Source organism: Pseudomonas sp. TE31087, assembly GCF_057284075.1.
In genome coordinates, this window is record NZ_JBXVNN010000001.1 from 1,869,832 (window position 1) to 1,887,896 (window position 18,065).

The window sequence follows — 18,065 nt, forward strand, 5'->3', positions numbered from 1 at the left end:
CTTGTGCGACGAAGCTCCAATGTAGGGCCCTGATCGTTGTAGCAGAAGTGAATTATCTGGATGCAACCCAGTGTATTTGCGCATGTTGCCGGGTAGCGGTTCCCATGGTAGAAGTCAGGTTTGTCATTCAGAAGCTGAATACCAAGATGTCTTCCAGCGTAAAACCGAATAGGGCCCTGTTCGACCTCGACCTGCTGCGCGCCATCGTCGTGGTGGCCGACTGCGGCAGTTTCACCACCGCCGCCGCACGGCTGCACTCCACCCAGTCGACCATCAGCCAGAAGGTTCGCCGCCTCGAAGACATGGTCGGTCATCGCCTGCTGGTGCGCGGCAACCGCGACGTGCTGCCCACCGATGCCGGGCAGACCTTGCTCGGCTATGCCCGCCACATGCTGGCCTTGAACGACCAGATGCTCGAAGCCCTGGCCGGGGCCATGGTCGGCGTCACCGTGCGCCTGGGGGTGCCGGAGGATTTCGTCGGCGGACGCACCACCAACGCGCTGTCCGCGTTCAGCCGGCGCCATCCGCAGGTCAAGCTGGAGGTTACCAGCGGCCTGTGCCGCGACCTCAGCCAGGCCTACGACAACGGCGAGCTCGACCTGGTGCTGCTCAAGCAGCGGCGCAACAGTCGCGAGGGCGTGGCCTGCTGGCCGGAGCGGTTGCAGTGGATCGACAGCGTACGCACGCCGTCCTTCGAACTCGATCCGATTCCGCTGGTGACCTTCCCGCCACGCGGGCTGTACCGCGACGACATGATCAATGCGATCGAAGGCATGGGCCGGCGCTGGCGCATCAGCTTCACCAGTTCCAGCCTCAGCGGGATCCAGGCGGCGGTGGCCGACGGCATGGGCATCAGCCTGCTTCCTCCACGCGCGGCGCTGGCCGAGCACCGGGTATTGGGTGCCGAGCAAGGGCTGCCTGAAGTGGACAGCTACGAGATCGTGATCGTGCATCGGCCGACGGCGGACGTGATGGTCAAGGCGCTGGCCGAGGTGCTGACGGAGTTGCTGGCGCTGCGGGCGATCTGATACGGCCATCGCGACTTGCCCCGCGATGGCACTCTCTCAGTCCCCACAACAGTGGGGTTTGTCCTGGGCGTCCTCATAGCGATCATGATGCCGCACCCAGTCCATCGTCCCTTCCTCGTTGCGCCCCAGGGGCGCCAGGTCGAGGAAGTTGTAGGCGTTGACCAGGATGTCCAGCCCCCGGGCATAGGTGGAATAGGTGTGGTACAGGTTGCCGTCGGCCTCCCGGTAGAACGCGCTCAGCCCGGGCAGCTCCGCCTCGTTGCCGGTATAGGGTTCGTAGTTGTACTGGGCGCTGCCGTCGGTGGCGACACTGACCCCGAAGTCCTGGTTGAAGGGGCTGCCATGCGAGGAGTACCACGGGAAGCGCCAGCCCATGCGCTGGCGGAACGCCTGGAACTCGGCATAGGGTGCCCGCGACACCGCCACCAGGGACACGTCATGGTGGGCCAGGTGCAGGTTGGCGCCGTCGAAGTGGTCGGCGAGGAACGAACAGCCCGGACAGCCTTCGTTCCAGCCTTCGGCGAACATGAAGTGATAGACCAGCAACTGGCTGCGTCCGGCGAACAGCTCGGTCAGGCCCAGCTCGCCGTGCGGGCCGTGGAATCGATAGTCCTGTTCCACCCGCACCCAGGGCAGGGCGCGGCGGGCGGCGGCGAGTTCATCGCGTTGATGGGTGAAGGCTTTCTCGTGCAGCCAGAGCTGCTGGCGGGCGGCAAGCCACTGGCTGCGCGTGACCACGGCATGCTTGGGGATGGGATGGCTCATGGGCGTGACTCCACGCTGGGGGTTCACCAGGTGGTCGAACAGGTACCGAATGTTTCGACAGGCTTTGTGCCGTTACCGACGGATGGTCACGCAAAGCGGGGAAAAAGGAACCGCGGCGCCAGGGAGAGCAAACACCGCGGTCCAAGGGGGGAGCCCGTCACTGCTGGGTCACAGTCGCCGAGTTGGCATTGCCATACTGGGTAATGGTGGCGGTCTGGCTTGCGCCACTCTGGTCGACGAACGCCTGGTTGCCGTTGCCACCCTGGGTCACGTAGGCAAGGTTGGCCACGTCGGTCTGCTTGATGGTGGCCTCGTTGCCATTGCCGTACAGCTGGTAGGTGTAGCTCTGGTTGCCACTGCCCGACTGGTCGAGGGTGATGCTGCCGCCATTGCCGGCGGCCAGGCCTTCGGCGTAGTTGGCGGTGCCGCGCTGGTCGGCGATGAGCAGGTTGTCGCTGCCGTTCTGCTCGAAGTACAGCTCATTGTTGCTGTCGGCCTGGCGGGTTTCCATCTGGTTGCGGTTGCCGTTCTGGTCCAGCCGCGCGACCTGGGCGTTGCCTTCCTGGGTGATGTTGACGCCGTTGCCATTCCCGGTCTGGTTGATCTGCGCCTGTTGGCCGACGCCGAACTGCCCACCGGATTTTTCGCCCTTCCAGTTGCTGGCCATGATCTTGTTGGCATTGCCCGCCGTGCTGATGGTCAGGCTGTGGTTGTCGCCGGTCTGGTAGGTGAAATGCAGGTTGTTGTTGCCTACTTGGGAAATACTGGTCACCGCCTGGCTGGTCTCGTACTGGTCCGACCAGCTGGCATTGCCGCGACCGGTCTGGCTGAGGCCTGCGCTGTTGCCCTGGCCGAAGCTCTGGTCGATGTAGCCTTCGTTGGCCTGGCCATTCTGGTACACGCTGGCCTGGCTGGCGGCCTGGTTGTCCTGCCACACCTCCACCGAGTTGCCGGTGCCGTACTGGTCGATGCCGATGGTCCCGCCCAGGCCGTCGCGCTGGTCGCCATAGGCCCAGTTCTGCTTGCCCTCCTGGTAGATCGCGATATCGCCGTCCTGGTGAGTCATGTGCTCGGCGGCCGCCTGGTTGCCGGTGCCACCCTGCATGATCACGCTCTTGTTGTTGCTGCCGCCGAACAGCTGCTCGACCGTGGCGTCGTTGCCATGGCCCGATTGCAGGGTGGTGGCCTGGCTGCCCAGCTGGGTGTCCTGCCAGATGACCGAACGGTTGCCGCTGCCCAGCTGGATCTGCAGGGCCTCGTTGTTCTCGCCCACCGACTGGCTGGCGAAGGCGTCGTTGAGGCTGCCGCCGGACTGCTGGGTGATCTGGCTGCCGTTCTCGTACAGCTGCTCGGCGTAGCCGGCGTTGAACGAGCCGGTGGCGCTCTGCTGGATATGGCTGGTGCTGTTGTCCTGCAGCGCCATGTGGTTGTGGTCGTGGCCGGCCTGGTCCTGCGTGGCCGAGGCGAACGGCGCCTGGCTCTGCTTGACCTCGGCGATGTTCTGGTTGCCCTGCTGGGACTGGGTCGAGATGCTGTCGTCGGCCATGGCCTGGCCGGCAAGGGCCAGGACGATGGCAGCGCTCAGGGGGGCGAGCTTGTGCATGGTGTTGCCTCCAGATCTGTCGTGTTGGGCCTAGCGGTATTGGCTGACATGGACCTGCTGGCCGTTGCCGGCCTGGGTCACGGTGCTGTTCAGCCCCGTGCCGCGCTGGTCGATGGTGGCGCTGTTGTGGTTGCCGATCTGCTCGATGGCGGCGCTGTTGTCGCTGCCGGTCTGGCGGATCGTGGCGTTGTTGCCCTGGCCCTGCTGGCTGATCGCGGCCGAAAGGTCGCTGCCTTCCTGCAGGATGTACGCTTCCTGCGCGCTCCCGGCCTGGACGATCCGGCCCAGCAGGGCCTGGCCGTTCTGGTCGAGGGCGGCGCGGTTGCCCGTGCCCAGCTGCTCGATCACCGCCACCTGGCCGGCACCGGTCGGTAGCAGGCGCAGTACCATCGGTGCGCCAAGGTCGCTGCCGGCGGCGAGGTCGGCGTTGTCCATCAGGTCGTCGGCCAGGGCCTGGCCGGTGAGGGCCAGGCTCAGCAGCAGTGGGTACAGGGCGTTCATGGCATCCCTCCGGGGTTTACTGCACCACCACGTTGACCGTGCGCGTGGTGCCCTGGCTGCTGGTCACCGTGGCGGTCGGCGCGGCGGTGGGCACCAGGGTCGTGCTGTTGCTCACCGTCAGGCGCCAGCGGCCGGTGACCGGCACGGTGGTGGTACCGAGGGTCTGCACGCCGGTGGTGGTGGTCACGCGCACGGTGATGGTGTTGCCGGTGGTCACCGAGGACGTGCCGCTGATATCCCAGTTGAAGCGGTTGTTCGAGCGCGCCGTGACCGTCGCCGCGGTGACCGCGAAGGTTTCCTGGGCCGGCCGTGGCGACACCTGCACGGTGACCGTGCCGGGCGTCGAGGTGGCGCCGATCGAGTCACGGGCGACGTAGCTGAAGCTGGTGGTGAACGCCGCGCTCACCGTGGCCGGTGGCGTGTAGGTGATCACGTTGCCGTCGGTGCTGACCGTGCCGCGCCCGGCCGGGGTCGGCTGGGTGACGCTGGCGATGGTCAGCGGCAGGTTGCCTTCCGGGTCGGTGTCGTTGGCCAGGGCGTTGATGGTCACGGGCACGCCGAGGGTGGCGACGCTGTCGGCCACCGCGCTTGGTGGACGGTTCGGCGCGACGTTGACGGTCACCGTGGCCGGGGTCGACTTCAGTCCCTTGGCGTCCTGGGCGCGGTAGCTGAAGGTCGCCACCACGGGCGCGGTGGCGCCGGCCGGTGGGGTGTAGGTCACCGCGGTGGTGCCGTTGAGCACCACGCCGCCCAGGCCGGTGCCCGGCTGGGTAAGGTCGCTGATGCTCAACGGCACGTTGCCGTCCGGGTCGCTGTCGTTGGCCAGCAGGTTGAGGGTGATCGGCACCCCGACACTGGTGCTGCCGCTGTCGGCCTGGGCCACGGGGGCCTGGTTCTCGGTTGGCACCGGGGCATTGCCGACCACCACCACCGGCTCCACGTCGATACCGCCGTGGGCCGACTTGACGGTGATGCTGGCGGGTGGCTGGGCCAGGTCGTTGACCGTCAGGCTCTGCTGCACGCCGGACTTGGACATGCGCCCGAAGCCCTGTACCAGCAGGTCGGGCACCACCACTTCATCGCTGGAACGGGCCTCGACCAGCAGGCGCTTGGCGCTCCAGTCGTAGCGTGCGGTGGCGACCTTGACCACGTCGCTGAGCTTGCTCGACAGCGCCGTCGGCCGCGTGGTGCCGGCCGGGCTGCTGGCGGTGACCACCACCACCGACGGTGGCACGGCCTGGCTCAGCTGTTGGCTGAAGAACAGCCCGTTGTTGTCGGCAAGCATGCTGAACTGGCACGGTGAAGGCGGCGAGCCGATCAGCGCCAGGCCGTTGCGCAGGCACAGGCTGGCGCTGTTCGGCGCCTTGGCGAAGACCTCGACGCGGGTGCCCGCGACGTTGCGCTGGTAGGTGGCGCGCTCCAGCGTCACCGGGGTCTGCTGGCGCTGGTCGAGGACCTTGCCGGAGACGGTGAAGACGTTGGTCTGGATGGTGCCCGCCGGGCCCTGGATGCGCACGAAGTTGGTGTTGTTCGGGCTGCCGGTCACCGCCTCGGTGATGTTCGGGTCGCCGACGAAGGTCTCGGTGGCGCCGGTGTCCGGGTTGACCTCGGTGTAGGGGCCGCCGACGCCGCGCAGGAATGGGCCGAGGTTGCCGTTCAGGGCGCCGCTGAAGTTGCCCGGCGCGCCGATGCCGATGTCGCGGGTGATGTTGATCGCCCGTCGGCCGGCGGTGGTCACGTTGACTGTCTCGACCCCGAACGGGTGAGTGATGATGTAGGTGCCGGTGCGCGGCACCGAGGCACGGATGCGGATGCGGGCGAAGCTCTGCTGGTCGCCGTTGACCGGGTTCTCGGCGGCGAAGGCCGCCTCGAGGCCGGCGACATAGACTTCCAGCTCGTAGCCGCTGTTGCCCACCTGCGGGATCTCGGTCTCGGCCAGGAACCAGAACATCTCCGGCGGCCAGTTGTCCGGGAACACCAGCGGCAGGGCGTCGTCGTAGACCCCGGGCTCGGGCAGCAGGGTGCACATGTAGGCCGGGGCACCCGGAGCACCCGGTGCCCGCGAGCTGGTGGCGCGTGACTGGCACAGCTCCAGGGCAAGGTTGTTGGCGTCCTTGTACCACATCGGGTAGCCCCCGGTGGCGAAGGTGTAGGGGCCGGGATCGACCTCGCTCAGCGCGGCCCAGGCCGCGCTGCTGACGGTAAGGGTGAAACCGGCGGCGCACAGCGCCCGACGCGACCAAGTATTCATGCGGCCTCCTTGAAGGCGGTGTCTGTTCATGGCACCAGCACCACGTCTTCGTTGTCGCTGCCGCCGTGGCTGCTGGTGACTTGCACCTGCGCTGGCGGGATGGGTGACAGCCCGGTGGTCAGGGACTTGACCGCGCCGTTGCCGCTCAGGTTGCCGATCAGCGCGCCGTTGCCGGTGCGGGCGGTGAGTGCGGGCGGGCTGGTCTCGTCGCTGCTGCTGGCGACCAGGGTCAGCTGGCCGCTGGCCAGGCTGTATTCGGCGCGGCTGATGGTCACCAGGTCGGTCAGCGGCATGGCGGCGCTGGTCGGCGTGCTGGTGGCGATGGCCAGGCTGTTGTCGGCGGTCACCTGCAGGGTCAGCGGCAGGGTTGGATTGAGCGCCGACTGGGCGTACCAGGCGCCGGTGCCGTTGGCCTCGCCCAGGGGCAGGGTCGGCGTCTGGCTGGTCAGGGTGACCGTGGCCGGCGCTGGCGGCGCCATGACGAATACATCCTGCTGGGCGCGCAGGTCGCCGTTGACGGTGTGCCGCGAGTAGGTGCTGCGCTGCGGGATCAACGGCGTCGGACGGTTGACCGTGGACAGCTTGCCGGAGATGGCGAACAGTTCGGTGCGCAGGTCGATGCCGTTGGGGCCCTCGATGCGCACGAAGTTGGTATTGAACGGGCTGCCGGTGACCGGCTCTTCCAGGTTCGGGTCGCCGATGTAGCGTTCGCTGGCGCCGGTGCCCGGGTTGGTTTCGGTGTAGGGGCCGTTGACACTGCGCAGGAACGGCCCGACGTCGCCTTTGAGCGCGCCGCTGTAGTCGCCGGGAGAGCCGATGCCGATGTCGCGGGTCATGTTGATCGCCCGGCGCCCGCCCGCCGGCACGTCGAACACGTCGACGCCGTAGGGATGGGTGATGGTGTAGGTGCCGGCCACCGGCACATCGACGCGGATGCGCACCCGAGCGAAGCTGACCTGGTCGCCATCCACCGGCTCCTCGGCGCTGAAGGCGGCCTCGATGGCCGAGCCGAAGCTCAGGTCGATGCCGCGGGCGGCATCGACGATGGCGGCGTCGGCGGTAAACCAGAAGGCCTCGTCGGGGAAGTTGCTGGGGAAGACGATCGGTTGGGTATCGTCGAACACGCCGGGTGTGGGCAGCAGCGTGCACATGTACGACGGCGCGCCGGGGGCACCGGCGACCCGTGAGCTCACCGCCTTGGACAGGCACAGGTCGAGCACTCGGCCATGGCTGTCCTGGTACCAGGCGGGGAACTTGCCGGTGGGCAGGGTATAGGGGCCGCTGTCGACCGCATACAGCGCAGCCTGGGCCGGTAGCTGGAGCAGGCCGGCAAAGATCGCCACGGCCAGCGGGTGGGGAGTCGGTCGGTGCATGAGTTGCTTCCTCCTGCAAACGGGCCCATGGGTTGGGGCGTCTGCAGAGGCATCGGCAACTGTTGTGCCAGGTTTCCCATGGCCTTGAGAAATGGCTCTGGAGCAAGGGTTCCAGCGTGCCTGACCGGTATCCGGCGAAGTGTTGCAGATGGGCGGGTGGACCCAGCATTGGGGAATGGGGCCAGGGTGGCGTGGTATTCACCGCAAGGGATTGTGCGCCGGTTAGATCGAGCGCTATGCGCGTGGTGCTCGATCTGGCCGGCGTTACAAGGCGTGCAGCGAACGCCTTGAATACGCTACCTCTCGGTACGACGTTCCATCAGCGTGTGCGGCAGGACCCTGGAATACGCACCCTGGTGATAGAGCAGCGGCGAGCCGCCCAGGTCGTCGAAGGCCAGCACCCGGCCGAGGAGGATCCAGTGATCGCCGCCATCGATCTGCTGGAACTTCTCGCAGCGAAAACGCGCCGCGCAGCCTGGCAGCAAGGGCGCCCCACCCTCTCCGGTCTCGTGTTCGATTCCGGCGAAGCGGTCTTCGCTGGGGCGGGCAAAGGTGTTGGACAGGTCGATCTGGTCGGCGGCCAACACATTCACGGCGAAGTGCCCGGCGGCCTCGAACACCGCATGGCTGCCTGAGCGTTTGTCGATGCTCCAGAGCACCAGCGGCGGATCGAGGGATACCGAGTTGAAGCTGTTGGCGGTGACGCCGACCTTGCGCCCGGAGGCGTCGGCGGCGGTGATCACGGTGACGCCGGTGGCGAAGTTGCCCAGGGCGCGGCGGAAGGCGCGGCTATCGAAGGGAGTGGACATGCAAGGCTCCGTCATTGTTATCGGGCTGGGTCGGTTTGCGGGCGCGGGCTTGTCTGGTCGAGCGCTATCGCGGGGCAAGCCCGCTCCCACGTTGTTCCGTCCATGTTTATCGGTTGCAGATCAGGTCATCGCCGGGTCCGGCTCCAGCCCCATCAGCTCGCGCCCGAGGATCTGCGCGCAGACGTCGTAGTCGGTGTAGGCATGCGCGCCGGTCATGTGCGCATCGCGGAACAGTCGCTGCAGCTCGTTGCCGTCGAACCAGGCGCCGCCGCCGGCCGCCTCCATCAGCCGATCCACGGCCTGGATGCACAGCTTGACCGCGTAGCCCTGGTTGGTGCGCCAGTAGGTAAGCTCGGTGCGGGTCGGGTATTGGTGCCGGGCACTGTACTCGCCGATCTGCTCCCAGCTCTTTTCCAGCAGCGCACGCGCCGCGGCGACCTGGTGGGTGGACTCGGCCAGGCGCATCAGCGCCGGGGTGGCCGCGCCGACGGCGGCGCCGGTGTAGGCGCGCACGCGGTTGCGGGTCTTGTCCCTGAAGACCTCGAGCATGCGCTCGGCGATGCCCAGGCTGACCGTGGAGAATCCGCTGGCGAAGTACGGCCGGTACGGGTTGAAGTAGATCGCACTGTCCGGGTACAGCCCGAAGCCCGCCGACTGGCCCTCCATCATGTCCCTCGCCTTCTGGATACGGTGTTCGGGCACGAAGGCACGCTCGACGATCAGCGTGCGGCTGCCACTGGCGCGCATGCCGGCGGCGAACCAGTCGTCGCGGATCTGGTAGTCGCTGCGCGGCAGCACGGCGAAGCAGTAGTCCTGGCCGCCCTCGGGGTTGCCCCGGCGAAAGCCCATGATCGCCCACTCGGCGTGGTCGCAGCCGCTGCTCCAGCCCATCTCGCCGCTGAACAGCACACCGCCCTCGACCTCCTCGGTGCGGCCGAACGGCGCGATGCTGCTGCTGGCGGTGGCGTCCGGGTCGCGGCCCCAGATCTCGTCCTGCAAGCGTGCCGGGAACATCGCCAGCTGATGGCTGTGGGTGCACAGCAGGCTCATCGCCCAAGCGGTGCTGGCGCAGGCGCCGGCCAATGCGGCGATGCACTCGGCGAACTGCGGCAGGCTGATTTCCAGGCCGCCGTAATGCCTGGGCAGGAAGGCCTTGTGCAGGCCGATGGCCTTGAGCGCGGCGATGTTCTCGGCGGGCACGCTGCGCTCGCGCTCGGCCTGGTCGGCGCGGGCGGCGATGGCCGGCAACAGGGGCTTGAGGTCTTCGAGCAGGGAGTTTGGCTTTTTCATGGTCTGGCTCATTGTTATTGGACCCTGGCGAACGCTGCCTGGAAGGGGCCGCTCGCTGATGAATGCCGGGTCAGTATGGGAGCCGTGGCCGAGGTGGAAAATGCAACTTCCGCACCTCGGATTGCACTTTTCGTGGCGCCTGGCAGGCAGGGTCATGGGGGCGGCATGGGCAGACAAGATCACCAGTGTGTTGCGCTTTAAGCTGGGGGAAATCGGGCCGCGACGCGGCCCATCGCGGGGCAAGCCCGCTCCCACGAAGCCCTCGGCAAACCACCCGGAGCACTGCCATGAGCGACATCGCCCTCCTCCCCAGCGTCAGCGCTTTCCTGGCCCGCGACCACGGTCTGTACATCCATGGTGTATCGGTCGCCAGCCAATCCAGCGCCCGCATCACCGTGCACAACCCAGCCAACGGCGAAGCCATCGCCCAGGTCGCCGATGCCAACCTGGCCGACGTCGAGCGCGCCGTCGAATCCTCCCGCCAGGGCTTTGCCAGCTGGTCGCGCACCAGCCCCGCCAACCGTGCCGCGGTGTTGTTCCGCCTGGCCGACCTGCTCGAGGCCAACCGCGAGGAGCTGGCCCAGCTGGAAACCCTGCAGTCGGGCAAGCTGATCGGCATCGCCCGCGCCTTCGAGGTGGAGCAAGCCGCGCACTTCCTGCGCTATTACGCCGGCTGGGCCACCAAGATCACCGGCCAGACCATCACCCCATCCCTGCCCTCCTTCGCCGGCGAACGCTACAACGCCTTCACCCTGCGCGAGCCGGTGGGCGTGGTGGTGGGCATCGTGCCGTGGAACTTCGCCACCATGATCGCCCTGTGGAAACTGGCCTCGGCCCTGACCACCGGCTGCAGCATCGTGCTCAAGCCCAGCGAGTTCACCCCGCTGACCCTGCTGCGCATCGCCGAGCTGGCCAGCGAGGCCGGCCTGCCGCCGGGCGCGCTCAATGTGCTGACCGGCGGCGGCCTGGTGGGCAAGGCGCTGGTCGAACACCCCGGCACCGACAAAGTGTCGTTCACCGGCTCCGTGCCCACCGGCATCGCCGTCGGCCAGGCGGCCATGGGCGCCAAGCTGACCCGGGCGACCCTGGAGCTGGGCGGCAAGAACGCGGTGGCGTTCCTGCCCGATATCGGCGTCGACAAGGCGGTGGACGGCATCATCGAGGCCGGTTTCCTGCACTCCGGGCAGATCTGCGCCGCCGGCGAGCGCTTCTACGTCCATCGCTCGCGCCTCGATCCGCTGCTCGAGGCCCTGTCCCAGCGCCTGGGCCAGTTGAAGATCGGCTCGCCCCTGGACGAAACCACCCAGTTCGGCCCGGTGGCCAACAAGCCGCACCAGCAGAAGCTCGGCGAACTGTTCGCCACCGCCCGTGCCGAGGGCAACCGCATCGTCCATGGCGGACGCCTCGGCGACGGCCCGGGCTGCTTCGTCGAGCCCACCGTCATCCTCGCCAACAACGCGGGCGACACCCTGCTCAACCAGGAAACCTTCGGCCCGGTGGCGACCTTCCTGCCCTACGACCATGAGGACGAACTGATCCACCTGATGAACGCCTCGCCCTACGGTCTGAGCGCGAGCCTGTGGACCAACGACCTGGGCAAGGCCATGCGCCTGATCCCGGAGATCCAGGCCGGGACCCTGTGGGTCAACATGCACACCCTGCTCGACCCAGCGGTGCCGTTCGGCGGCATCAAGGCCTCGGGTATTGGCCGCGAGTTCGGCTCGGCCTTCATCGACGACTTCACCGAGCTGAAGTCGGTGATGATCCGCTACTGACCATGACCCACGCCAACCACGACCTGGGCCGCTACTGCCTGCAGGCCTTCAGCCAGCAGGTGCCGGCCTCGCTGGCGGCGTTCTACCGCATCGATGCCGGGCAGCAGGCCTGCGACTTCCTGTTGCAGGACCTGCAGGCACCGATGCATGCCCGCTACCTCGAGCACTACCGGGCCTTCGACCCGCTGCAGCCCGAGCGCTGCCTGGCCATCGGCCAACCGGTGGTGTCGCTGCGCCAGGGCCTGGCCTGCCTGCCCGAAGCCCAGGGCCAGACCTACCGGCGTTTCCTCGCGCAGCATCAGGTGCTGGACGTGGTGGAGATCATCGCCCAGGCCGATGGCCGCCCCGTGGCCGGCGTCTCGCTGTTGCGCTGTGCCAGCCTCGGTGAGTTCCGCAGCGACGAGCTCGAACGCCTGCTGCCCCTGCACGGGCTGATGCAGCTCGCCGTGGCCAGCCAGCCGCTGGCGAGCGCGCCCGCGCCCGTCGAACTGACCCCACGGGAACGGCAGATCGCCGAGCTACTGCGCCACGGCAGCAGCAACAAGCTGATCGCCCGCGCCCTGGGCGTCGGCCTGCCGACGGTGAAGACCCACCTGATCAACCTGTTCCGCAAGCTCGGCGTGCGCAACCGCACCGAGCTGGTGGCCAGCCTCTACCTGTGACTCAACCTTCCGGTTGATACCGCCGCCTGTCACGCCGTTGCACCCTGTGGCCACCCCAACCACAGGAGTCACCGCCATGCCCAACACCGCCGACTGGATCACCGTGGGCGCCCTCGCCGACGGCTTCGCGCCCGAGGCCTTCATCCTGCCGCAACTGGCCGACCTGTCCGGGCGCACGATCACCCTGCACTTCGCCAATGGCTGGGTCATCGAACACCGCTTCGACAGCGAGCGCCTGCACTGGCGCGCCGCGGACGGCCACAGCAGCGGCAGCGCCGGCTACCGGGCCACCTCGGTGCGCCCCGGCATCTACCTGGTCGACTTCATCAAGCACGAGGCCGGCCAGGCCTGGTCGGTGTCGCTGGTACTCGACACCCTCGAGCACGCCTTCACCGCCGTGCTTGGCCGCCTGCCCGACCAGGCCCGCACTCAGCGCGGCCTGTACGCCCTGGCCCTGGCCGGCGAAGCGCTGACCGGCGTCGAGGCCAGTTTCCTGCACGGCAACCTCGACCGCCCCTGGCAGGCCGGCGCCTGCCCCCACGCGCCGACCACCGAGCTGGTCGGCCTGCGCAACCACTACCGCTACAGCCCCACCGAGGAGTACGAGCACATCTACCTCAACGCCAACTACTACAGCTGGCAATGCCTCAAGGGCGTCGAACAGGGGCTGTGCGACACCGACCGGGCGTACTACTACAAGATCGCCGAGCAGCTGTACCTGTTCGTCTGGTGCGAGAAAATCGTGCCCACCCTGGGCCTGGTGATGATCGACCTGGCGCACCACCGCAGCGACGGCAAGATCTTCGGCTACCAGGGCGGCGGCTTCGATGCGCTGGCCAATTTCCCGGTGTCGTCCCACTGCCGGGTGCTCAACCGCACGGAGCCTGCGCAGTGAGCCGCAGCGTGCTGATCACCGGGGCCGGCAGCGGCATCGGTGAAGCCTGCGCCCTGCGCCTGGCCGGCCAGGGCTGGCAGGTAGCGCTGGTGGGCCGCCGCCGCGAAGCGCTGCAGCGCGTCGCGCAGCGGTGCGATGGCCTGGTGCTGGCTGGCGACGCCGCCGACAGCGCTGCCTGGGCCGGTTTCATCGAGCAGGTGCGCACCCGCTTCGGCGGCCTCGACGCGGTGATCGCCTGCGCCGGCGGCCATGGCCTGGGACCGGCCGAGCAGACCAGCGACGCCGCCTGGCGCGAGGCCCTGCGCGGCAACCTCGACAGCGCCTTCCACACCGCCCGGGCTTGCCTGCCATTGCTGCGCGAGCGGCGCGGCAGCCTGGTGCTGCTGGGCTCCATCGCCTCGCTGGCGGCCGGCCCCGAGGTCTGCGGCTACACCACCGCCAAGCATGCGCTGGTCGGCCTGACCCGCTCACTGGCCCGCGACTACGGGCCATTCGGCGTGCGGGTCAACTGCGTCTGCCCAGGCTGGGTGCGCACGCCCATGGCCGACCAGGAAATGCAGCCATTGATGGATCACTACCAGGAAGACCTCGACGCCGCCTACCGCCGGGTCACCGCCGACGTGCCGCTGCGCCGCCCGGCCAGCAGCGACGAGATTGCCGCCGTGTGCCAGTTCCTGGTCGGCGCCGAGGCCAGCATCGTCACCGGCGCGGTGATCACCGCCGATGGCGGTTCGACCGTGGTCGACGTGCCGACCCTGACCTACACCCGCCTGGAGCCGTCGGCATGAACGCGTGCTACGACTTCGAAGGTCGCACGGTGCTGGTCACCGGCGCGGCAGGCGGCATCGGCCAGGCCATCGTCGAGGGTTTCGCCCGTGGCGGCGCCCGGGTGCTGGCGCTGGACCTCGACCCGCAGGCGTTGCAGCGCCTGGTCGAGGACCAGGTGGCGTTGGGGCACGAGGTTCGTGGGGAGGTCCTCGACCTGGCCGACCCCGGCGCGATCCGCGCCTCGCTGGCCGGACTGCAACGCCTGGACGTACTGGTGCACAACGCCGCCTACTTTCCACTCACCCCACTCACCGAGATCGACCCGGCCCTGTTGCAGCGCACCCTGGCGGTGAACCTGGGCGCATTGTTCTGGCTTGTCCAGGGCGCCCTGCCCCTGTTCCGCCGCCAGGGTGGCGGATGCGTGCTGGCCACCTCGTCGGTGACCGGGCCCCGGGTGGCCTACCCGGGCCTGAGCCATTACGCGGCGTCCAAGGCCGGGGTCAATGGCTTCATTCGCAATGCCGCGCTGGAACTGGCGCCATTCAACGTGCGGGTCAACGGCGTGGAGCCGGGGATGGTGCGCACGCCGGCCATGGACAACCTCGGCGATACCACCCTGAACGCCCGGATCGCCGCCGGCGTGCCCCTGGGGCGACTGGGCGAGCCGGCCGATATCGCCGCGGCGATGCTGTTCCTGGCCTCTGACGCCGCCCGCTACATCACCGGCCAGACCCTGGTGGTCGACGGCGGCGCCACCTTGCCGGAGAACGCCGCGAGCCCGTGATGGCGGTGATATGCAAGACCGCTGGCAGCCACGGGCAAGACCGCCGCCAGCGTTCCACGCGCTAATAGCCCGTCGCCTTTCGACACTGCCTCCACAACAACGCGGCACCCAAGACCGCACACAACAAACGAGGATCGATCCATGCGTCTCACCACCACGTCGCACCGCAATGGCCGCGGCCCTGGCCCTGCTGGTCCATGGCCCGGCCAGCCCGGCCTACGAGCTGCACGCCGACGACGACAGCCACCTGAACGCCGACCTGCTCGCGGTCTGGGGCATGTTCAACAGCCGCCACAACTACGACGGCACTCCCGGCGGCTCGACCTGGCGCGAGGGTTTCATCAAGTACGGCCTCAGCGGCGACCAGGGCCTGGGCGGCAACGGCACCCTGTACGGCGCCTTCAACTGGGTCAGCTCCGGCGCCTGGGGCGACGGCGACGCCGGCGGCAACCAGGACGGCTCCGAACGCACCACCAAGATCGAGGACGCCTACCTGGGCTGGCATTCGGGTGATCTGTTCCCGTTGCTGGGCAAGGATGGCGTGGACCTGTCCGGCGGCCGCCAGGTGATCCGCCTGGGCAGCGGTTTCCTGATCAACGACGACGGCCCCAACCTGGGCAAGGGCCCTGCCGACGGCCAACTCAACCGCGGCGGCGGCTTCTACCTGGGCGCGCGCCACGCCTTCGACCGCACCGCGGTGCTGCGCCTGGGCGGCAAGCAGGGGCTGCATGGCAGCGTACTGTGGCTCAAGTCCGACAACCGTGCCCAGGCCGAAACCGAGCTGGCGGCCGGCACCCTGGACTACACCCATGACCTGGGCACCCTGGGCCTGACCTATATCCACGGCATCGACGTGACCGACCAGTGGGCCAGCGAGTTCCAGAAGGCCCGTGAAGGCATGGATGTGTACAGCCTGCGCGGCGAAGGTGGCGTCGGGCTGGAAAACACCCGCTTCGCTTTCGAGTACGCCTGGCAGGACAAGCGCGGTGGCCGCGAGACCGCCTGGTACACCGAGGCCGCCTACACCTTCGCCGAAGCCCCCTGGGCGCCGCAGCTGACCTACCGCTACACCCGCTATTCGGCGGGCTGGGACCTGCTGTTCACCGGCCTGTCCAGCGGCTACGGCACCTGGATCCAGGGCGAGGTCGCCGGCAACTATGCCGGGCCGTTCAACACCAACAGCGGCATCCACCATGTGGGCCTGAAGGCCACGCCACGGGACGATCTCACCCTCGGCGCGCTGTTCTTCGACTTCGACACCGTGCGCACCCGCGACACCCTGAACCTGGATGCCCAGGAGTTGGACCTGTATGTGGAGTGGGCAGTCAACGAGCACCTGATCGTCACCCCGCTGCTGGGGCTGTTCAAGCCGCGCAAGGATCAAAGCAATGGCGGCAATCAGGTGGGGAGCGGAACCAATATTTATAGTCAGTTGACGGTGGCTGTGCCGTTCTGAGCCATCGCGGGGCAAGCCCGCTCCCACGCCAAGCTGGGCATCAAGCTCAAGGCGTGGGAGCGGGCTTGCCCCGCGATGAGGGCCTGTCAGCCCAGCAGCAAACGCAGGTCGGCACCGACTTCAGCCAACGGCGGGCACCAGTAGTACCCCCCTGTCAACGGCCGGCTGAAACGGTACAGGCCATCGATCACGCCATCCTCGAGCCCGCTCATGCGCCGTAGCTGCACCTCGAAGGCATCCAGCGAGAAGCCCAGGGCGACGAACGCCAGGCCGGCGCCACGCTCGTCGGTCCACGCCACCGAACGACGTACAACGAACGCCTCCGGCGCGAAGCTTTCCTGGGCGGTACGCTTGACGTGGGCCGATTCGGGTGCATCGTCGAGCTCTTCGTTGTCGCTCAGGCGGCGGCCAATGATGTTGTCCTGTTCAGCCTGGGGCAGCGACTTGAAGTACTCCAGGTCGTGCTTCCACAGCTGGAACGCGGCAAAGCTGGAGCCCGCCAGGCCAGGCGCCTCGCCCGGCACGATGGCGGCGGCGACGGCCTCTTCGTCCACCGGGTTCTCGGTGCCGTCTTCGTAGCCGGTCAGGTCATGGCCACCGCGGTGCAGGAAACCGTCGACGCTGTCGACCAGGCGCAGCGCCGGCGCCAGCGCCTGCTGCAGGGCCTGGGCGCGCAGGAACAGCTCGCCGCGTTCGGCGCCGCGCAGCCACAGCCACAGGGCGTGCTGGGTCGCCGGGTTCTCCACCACCGCGTCCAGTTGCGGGAAGCTGCGCAGGCCCGGCACTTCGCGGCCCAGGGCCTTGACCAGCGGCGCGCCGACGCCCAGGATCAGGCTCTGCCCATCGACCTGCGGCAACAGCTGGTCGAGGACGGCGGGCAAGGCCTCGAGCGAGTCGAGGGCGAAGAACAGGTGGCGGGCATGGGCCGGCACCGGAGTGGCAAGCAGACCTGGCTGGAACGGCATGACAGGCGAATCCTCGGCAAAAGGTCGAATGCTACTGCGCCGTGCGATGCACCGCAACGCGACACAGGGCCGCTCGCCCCGGTAACAATCGGTTACCAAGGTAGGCCAGTTGCGATTAGCTATCGTTGCGCCACCACCTACACTCCTCGGAATCCTTCGCCCGAGAGACCGCCCATGACCGCCTCCCCGCTGCTCACCGCCCTTCTGCCGCTGGCCCTGGGTATCATCATGCTCGGCCTGGGCCTGTCGCTGACCCTGGCCGACTTCGCCCGGGTGGTGAAGTACCCCAAGCCGGTGGTGATCGGCCTGATCTGCCAGATCCTGCTGCTGCCGCTGGTGTGCTTCCTGATCGCCAACGGTTTCGGCCTCGAATCGGCACTGGCGGTGGGCCTGATGCTGCTGGCCGCCTCTCCGGGCGGCACCACCGCCAACCTGTTCAGCCACCTGGCCCATGGCGACGTGGCGCTGAACATCACCCTGACCGCGGTCAACTCGCTGATCGCCATCCTCACCATGCCGCTGCTGGTGAACCTGTCGCTGGTCTGGTTCATGGAATCGGACCAGGCCATCCCGCTGCAGTTCGCCAAGGTCATGCAGGTGTTCGCCATCGTCCTGCTGCCGGTGGCGCTGGGCATGCTGATTCGCCACTGGACGCCGCGCTTCGCCGCGCGCATGGAAAAACCAATGAAGATCGTCGCGGCGCTGTTCCTGGCCTTCACCATCGTCCTGGCCCTGGCCAAGGACTGGCAGACCGTGGTCGAGTACGCGCCGATCGTCGGGGGCGCCGCGCTGCTGTTCAACCTGCTCAGCCTCGCGGTGGGCTACTGGGTGCCGCGCCTGCTGAGCATTCCGAAGCGCCAGGCGATCGCCATCGGCATGGAGATCGGCATCCACAACGGCACCCTGGCCATCGCCCTGGCCCTGAGCCCGACGCTGCTCAACAACGCGACCATGGCGGTGCCGGCGGCGATCTACAGCCTGATCATGTTCTTCACGGCGGCGGGGTTTGGCTGGTGGGTGAGCCGGGGGCACAAGGCCGCCGACACCGTCAGCGATTGCGCCTGAGTACCAGCCCTTTCAAGGTGTGTGACGTTAGAGTTGCAGTGCCTATCAGACCGAGCGCCGCCCACGCGGCGCTCG

The 18,065-nt window shown here is 68.0% G+C and carries 15 protein-coding genes and 1 pseudogene; 8 read left to right on the plus strand and 8 right to left on the minus strand.

The window, feature by feature from the left end:
- Window positions 1-146 precede the first annotated feature (146 nt).
- Complete coding sequence (locus ACZ899_RS08440) at window positions 147-1,028, plus strand: LysR substrate-binding domain-containing protein (RefSeq protein ID WP_203647059.1); 882 nt, start codon at window positions 147-149, stop codon at window positions 1,026-1,028.
- 36 nt (window positions 1,029-1,064) lie between these two features.
- Here ACZ899_RS08440 and ACZ899_RS08445 read toward each other — a convergent pair whose 3' ends face one another.
- The 7 genes and pseudogenes from ACZ899_RS08445 to ACZ899_RS08475 form a co-directional block, all read right to left on the minus strand.
- Window positions 1,065-1,793, minus strand: coding sequence for a DUF899 domain-containing protein (locus ACZ899_RS08445; protein ID WP_203647061.1), 729 nt, complete (start codon window positions 1,791-1,793; stop codon window positions 1,065-1,067).
- A gap of 157 nt (window positions 1,794-1,950) precedes the next feature.
- Window positions 1,951-3,396 (minus strand): curlin, encoded by a 1,446-nt coding sequence (locus tag ACZ899_RS08450; RefSeq protein WP_234561442.1) that lies wholly within the window; start codon window positions 3,394-3,396, stop codon window positions 1,951-1,953.
- Window positions 3,397-3,426: 30 nt separating this feature from the next.
- Window positions 3,427-3,897, minus strand: coding sequence for a curlin (locus tag ACZ899_RS08455; RefSeq protein ID WP_186713989.1), 471 nt, complete (start codon window positions 3,895-3,897; stop codon window positions 3,427-3,429).
- 16 nt (window positions 3,898-3,913) lie between these two features.
- A complete protein-coding gene (locus tag ACZ899_RS08460) occupies window positions 3,914-6,148 on the minus strand; it encodes an Ig-like domain-containing protein (protein WP_234561443.1) in 2,235 nt (744 codons plus the stop codon).
- Window positions 6,149-6,174: 26 nt separating this feature from the next.
- Window positions 6,175-7,521, minus strand: a complete 1,347-nt coding sequence (locus tag ACZ899_RS08465; protein WP_234561444.1) for a hypothetical protein — start codon at window positions 7,519-7,521, stop codon at window positions 6,175-6,177.
- Window positions 7,522-7,823: 302 nt separating this feature from the next.
- Window positions 7,824-8,330: pseudogene (locus ACZ899_RS08470) on the minus strand (flavin reductase family protein); the annotation flags it as partial.
- Between the two features lie 120 nt (window positions 8,331-8,450).
- The gene (locus tag ACZ899_RS08475) at window positions 8,451-9,620 is read right to left on the minus strand and encodes a p-hydroxyphenylacetate 3-hydroxylase oxygenase component (RefSeq protein WP_234561445.1); all 1,170 of its coding nucleotides are present in this window, start codon (window positions 9,618-9,620) and stop codon (window positions 8,451-8,453) included.
- 287 nt (window positions 9,621-9,907) lie between these two features.
- Between ACZ899_RS08475 and ACZ899_RS08480 the strand changes: the two genes are divergently transcribed.
- From ACZ899_RS08480 to ACZ899_RS08505, 6 genes are all read left to right on the plus strand, one after another.
- Entirely contained in the window at window positions 9,908-11,395 is a 1,488-nt protein-coding gene (locus ACZ899_RS08480; protein WP_234561446.1) for an aldehyde dehydrogenase family protein, read from the plus strand.
- A gap of 2 nt (window positions 11,396-11,397) precedes the next feature.
- On the plus strand, window positions 11,398-12,057 hold the full coding sequence (locus ACZ899_RS08485; RefSeq protein ID WP_234561447.1) for a helix-turn-helix transcriptional regulator: 660 nt from the start codon (window positions 11,398-11,400) through the stop codon (window positions 12,055-12,057).
- Between the two features lie 76 nt (window positions 12,058-12,133).
- Complete coding sequence (locus ACZ899_RS08490; protein WP_234561448.1) at window positions 12,134-12,952, plus strand: molybdenum cofactor biosynthesis F family protein; 819 nt, start codon at window positions 12,134-12,136, stop codon at window positions 12,950-12,952.
- Window positions 12,949-13,740, plus strand: a complete 792-nt coding sequence (locus ACZ899_RS08495; RefSeq protein WP_234561449.1) for an SDR family NAD(P)-dependent oxidoreductase — start codon at window positions 12,949-12,951, stop codon at window positions 13,738-13,740. Before ACZ899_RS08490 ends, ACZ899_RS08495 begins: the two co-directional genes overlap by 4 nt.
- The gene (locus ACZ899_RS08500; RefSeq protein ID WP_234561450.1) at window positions 13,737-14,504 is read left to right on the plus strand and encodes an SDR family oxidoreductase; all 768 of its coding nucleotides are present in this window, start codon (window positions 13,737-13,739) and stop codon (window positions 14,502-14,504) included. The genes ACZ899_RS08495 and ACZ899_RS08500 overlap by 4 nt, the downstream gene beginning before the upstream one ends.
- A 169-nt stretch (window positions 14,505-14,673) precedes the next feature.
- A complete protein-coding gene (locus ACZ899_RS08505; RefSeq protein WP_234561460.1) occupies window positions 14,674-15,960 on the plus strand; it encodes an alginate export family protein in 1,287 nt (428 codons plus the stop codon).
- Window positions 15,961-16,046: 86 nt separating this feature from the next.
- On the opposite strand, the gene ACZ899_RS08510 is transcribed toward ACZ899_RS08505, so the two are convergent.
- Window positions 16,047-16,925 carry a Dyp-type peroxidase gene (locus ACZ899_RS08510; RefSeq protein WP_234561451.1) on the minus strand — a complete coding sequence of 293 codons (879 nt, stop codon included), beginning with the start codon at window positions 16,923-16,925 and terminating at the stop codon, window positions 16,047-16,049.
- A gap of 174 nt (window positions 16,926-17,099) precedes the next feature.
- On the opposite strand from ACZ899_RS08510, the gene ACZ899_RS08515 reads away from it, so the two are divergent.
- Window positions 17,100-17,990: a bile acid:sodium symporter family protein gene (locus ACZ899_RS08515; protein ID WP_234561452.1), complete on the plus strand. Its 891-nt coding sequence runs from the start codon at window positions 17,100-17,102 to the stop codon at window positions 17,988-17,990.
- The last annotated feature ends 75 nt before the right edge of the window (window positions 17,991-18,065 follow it).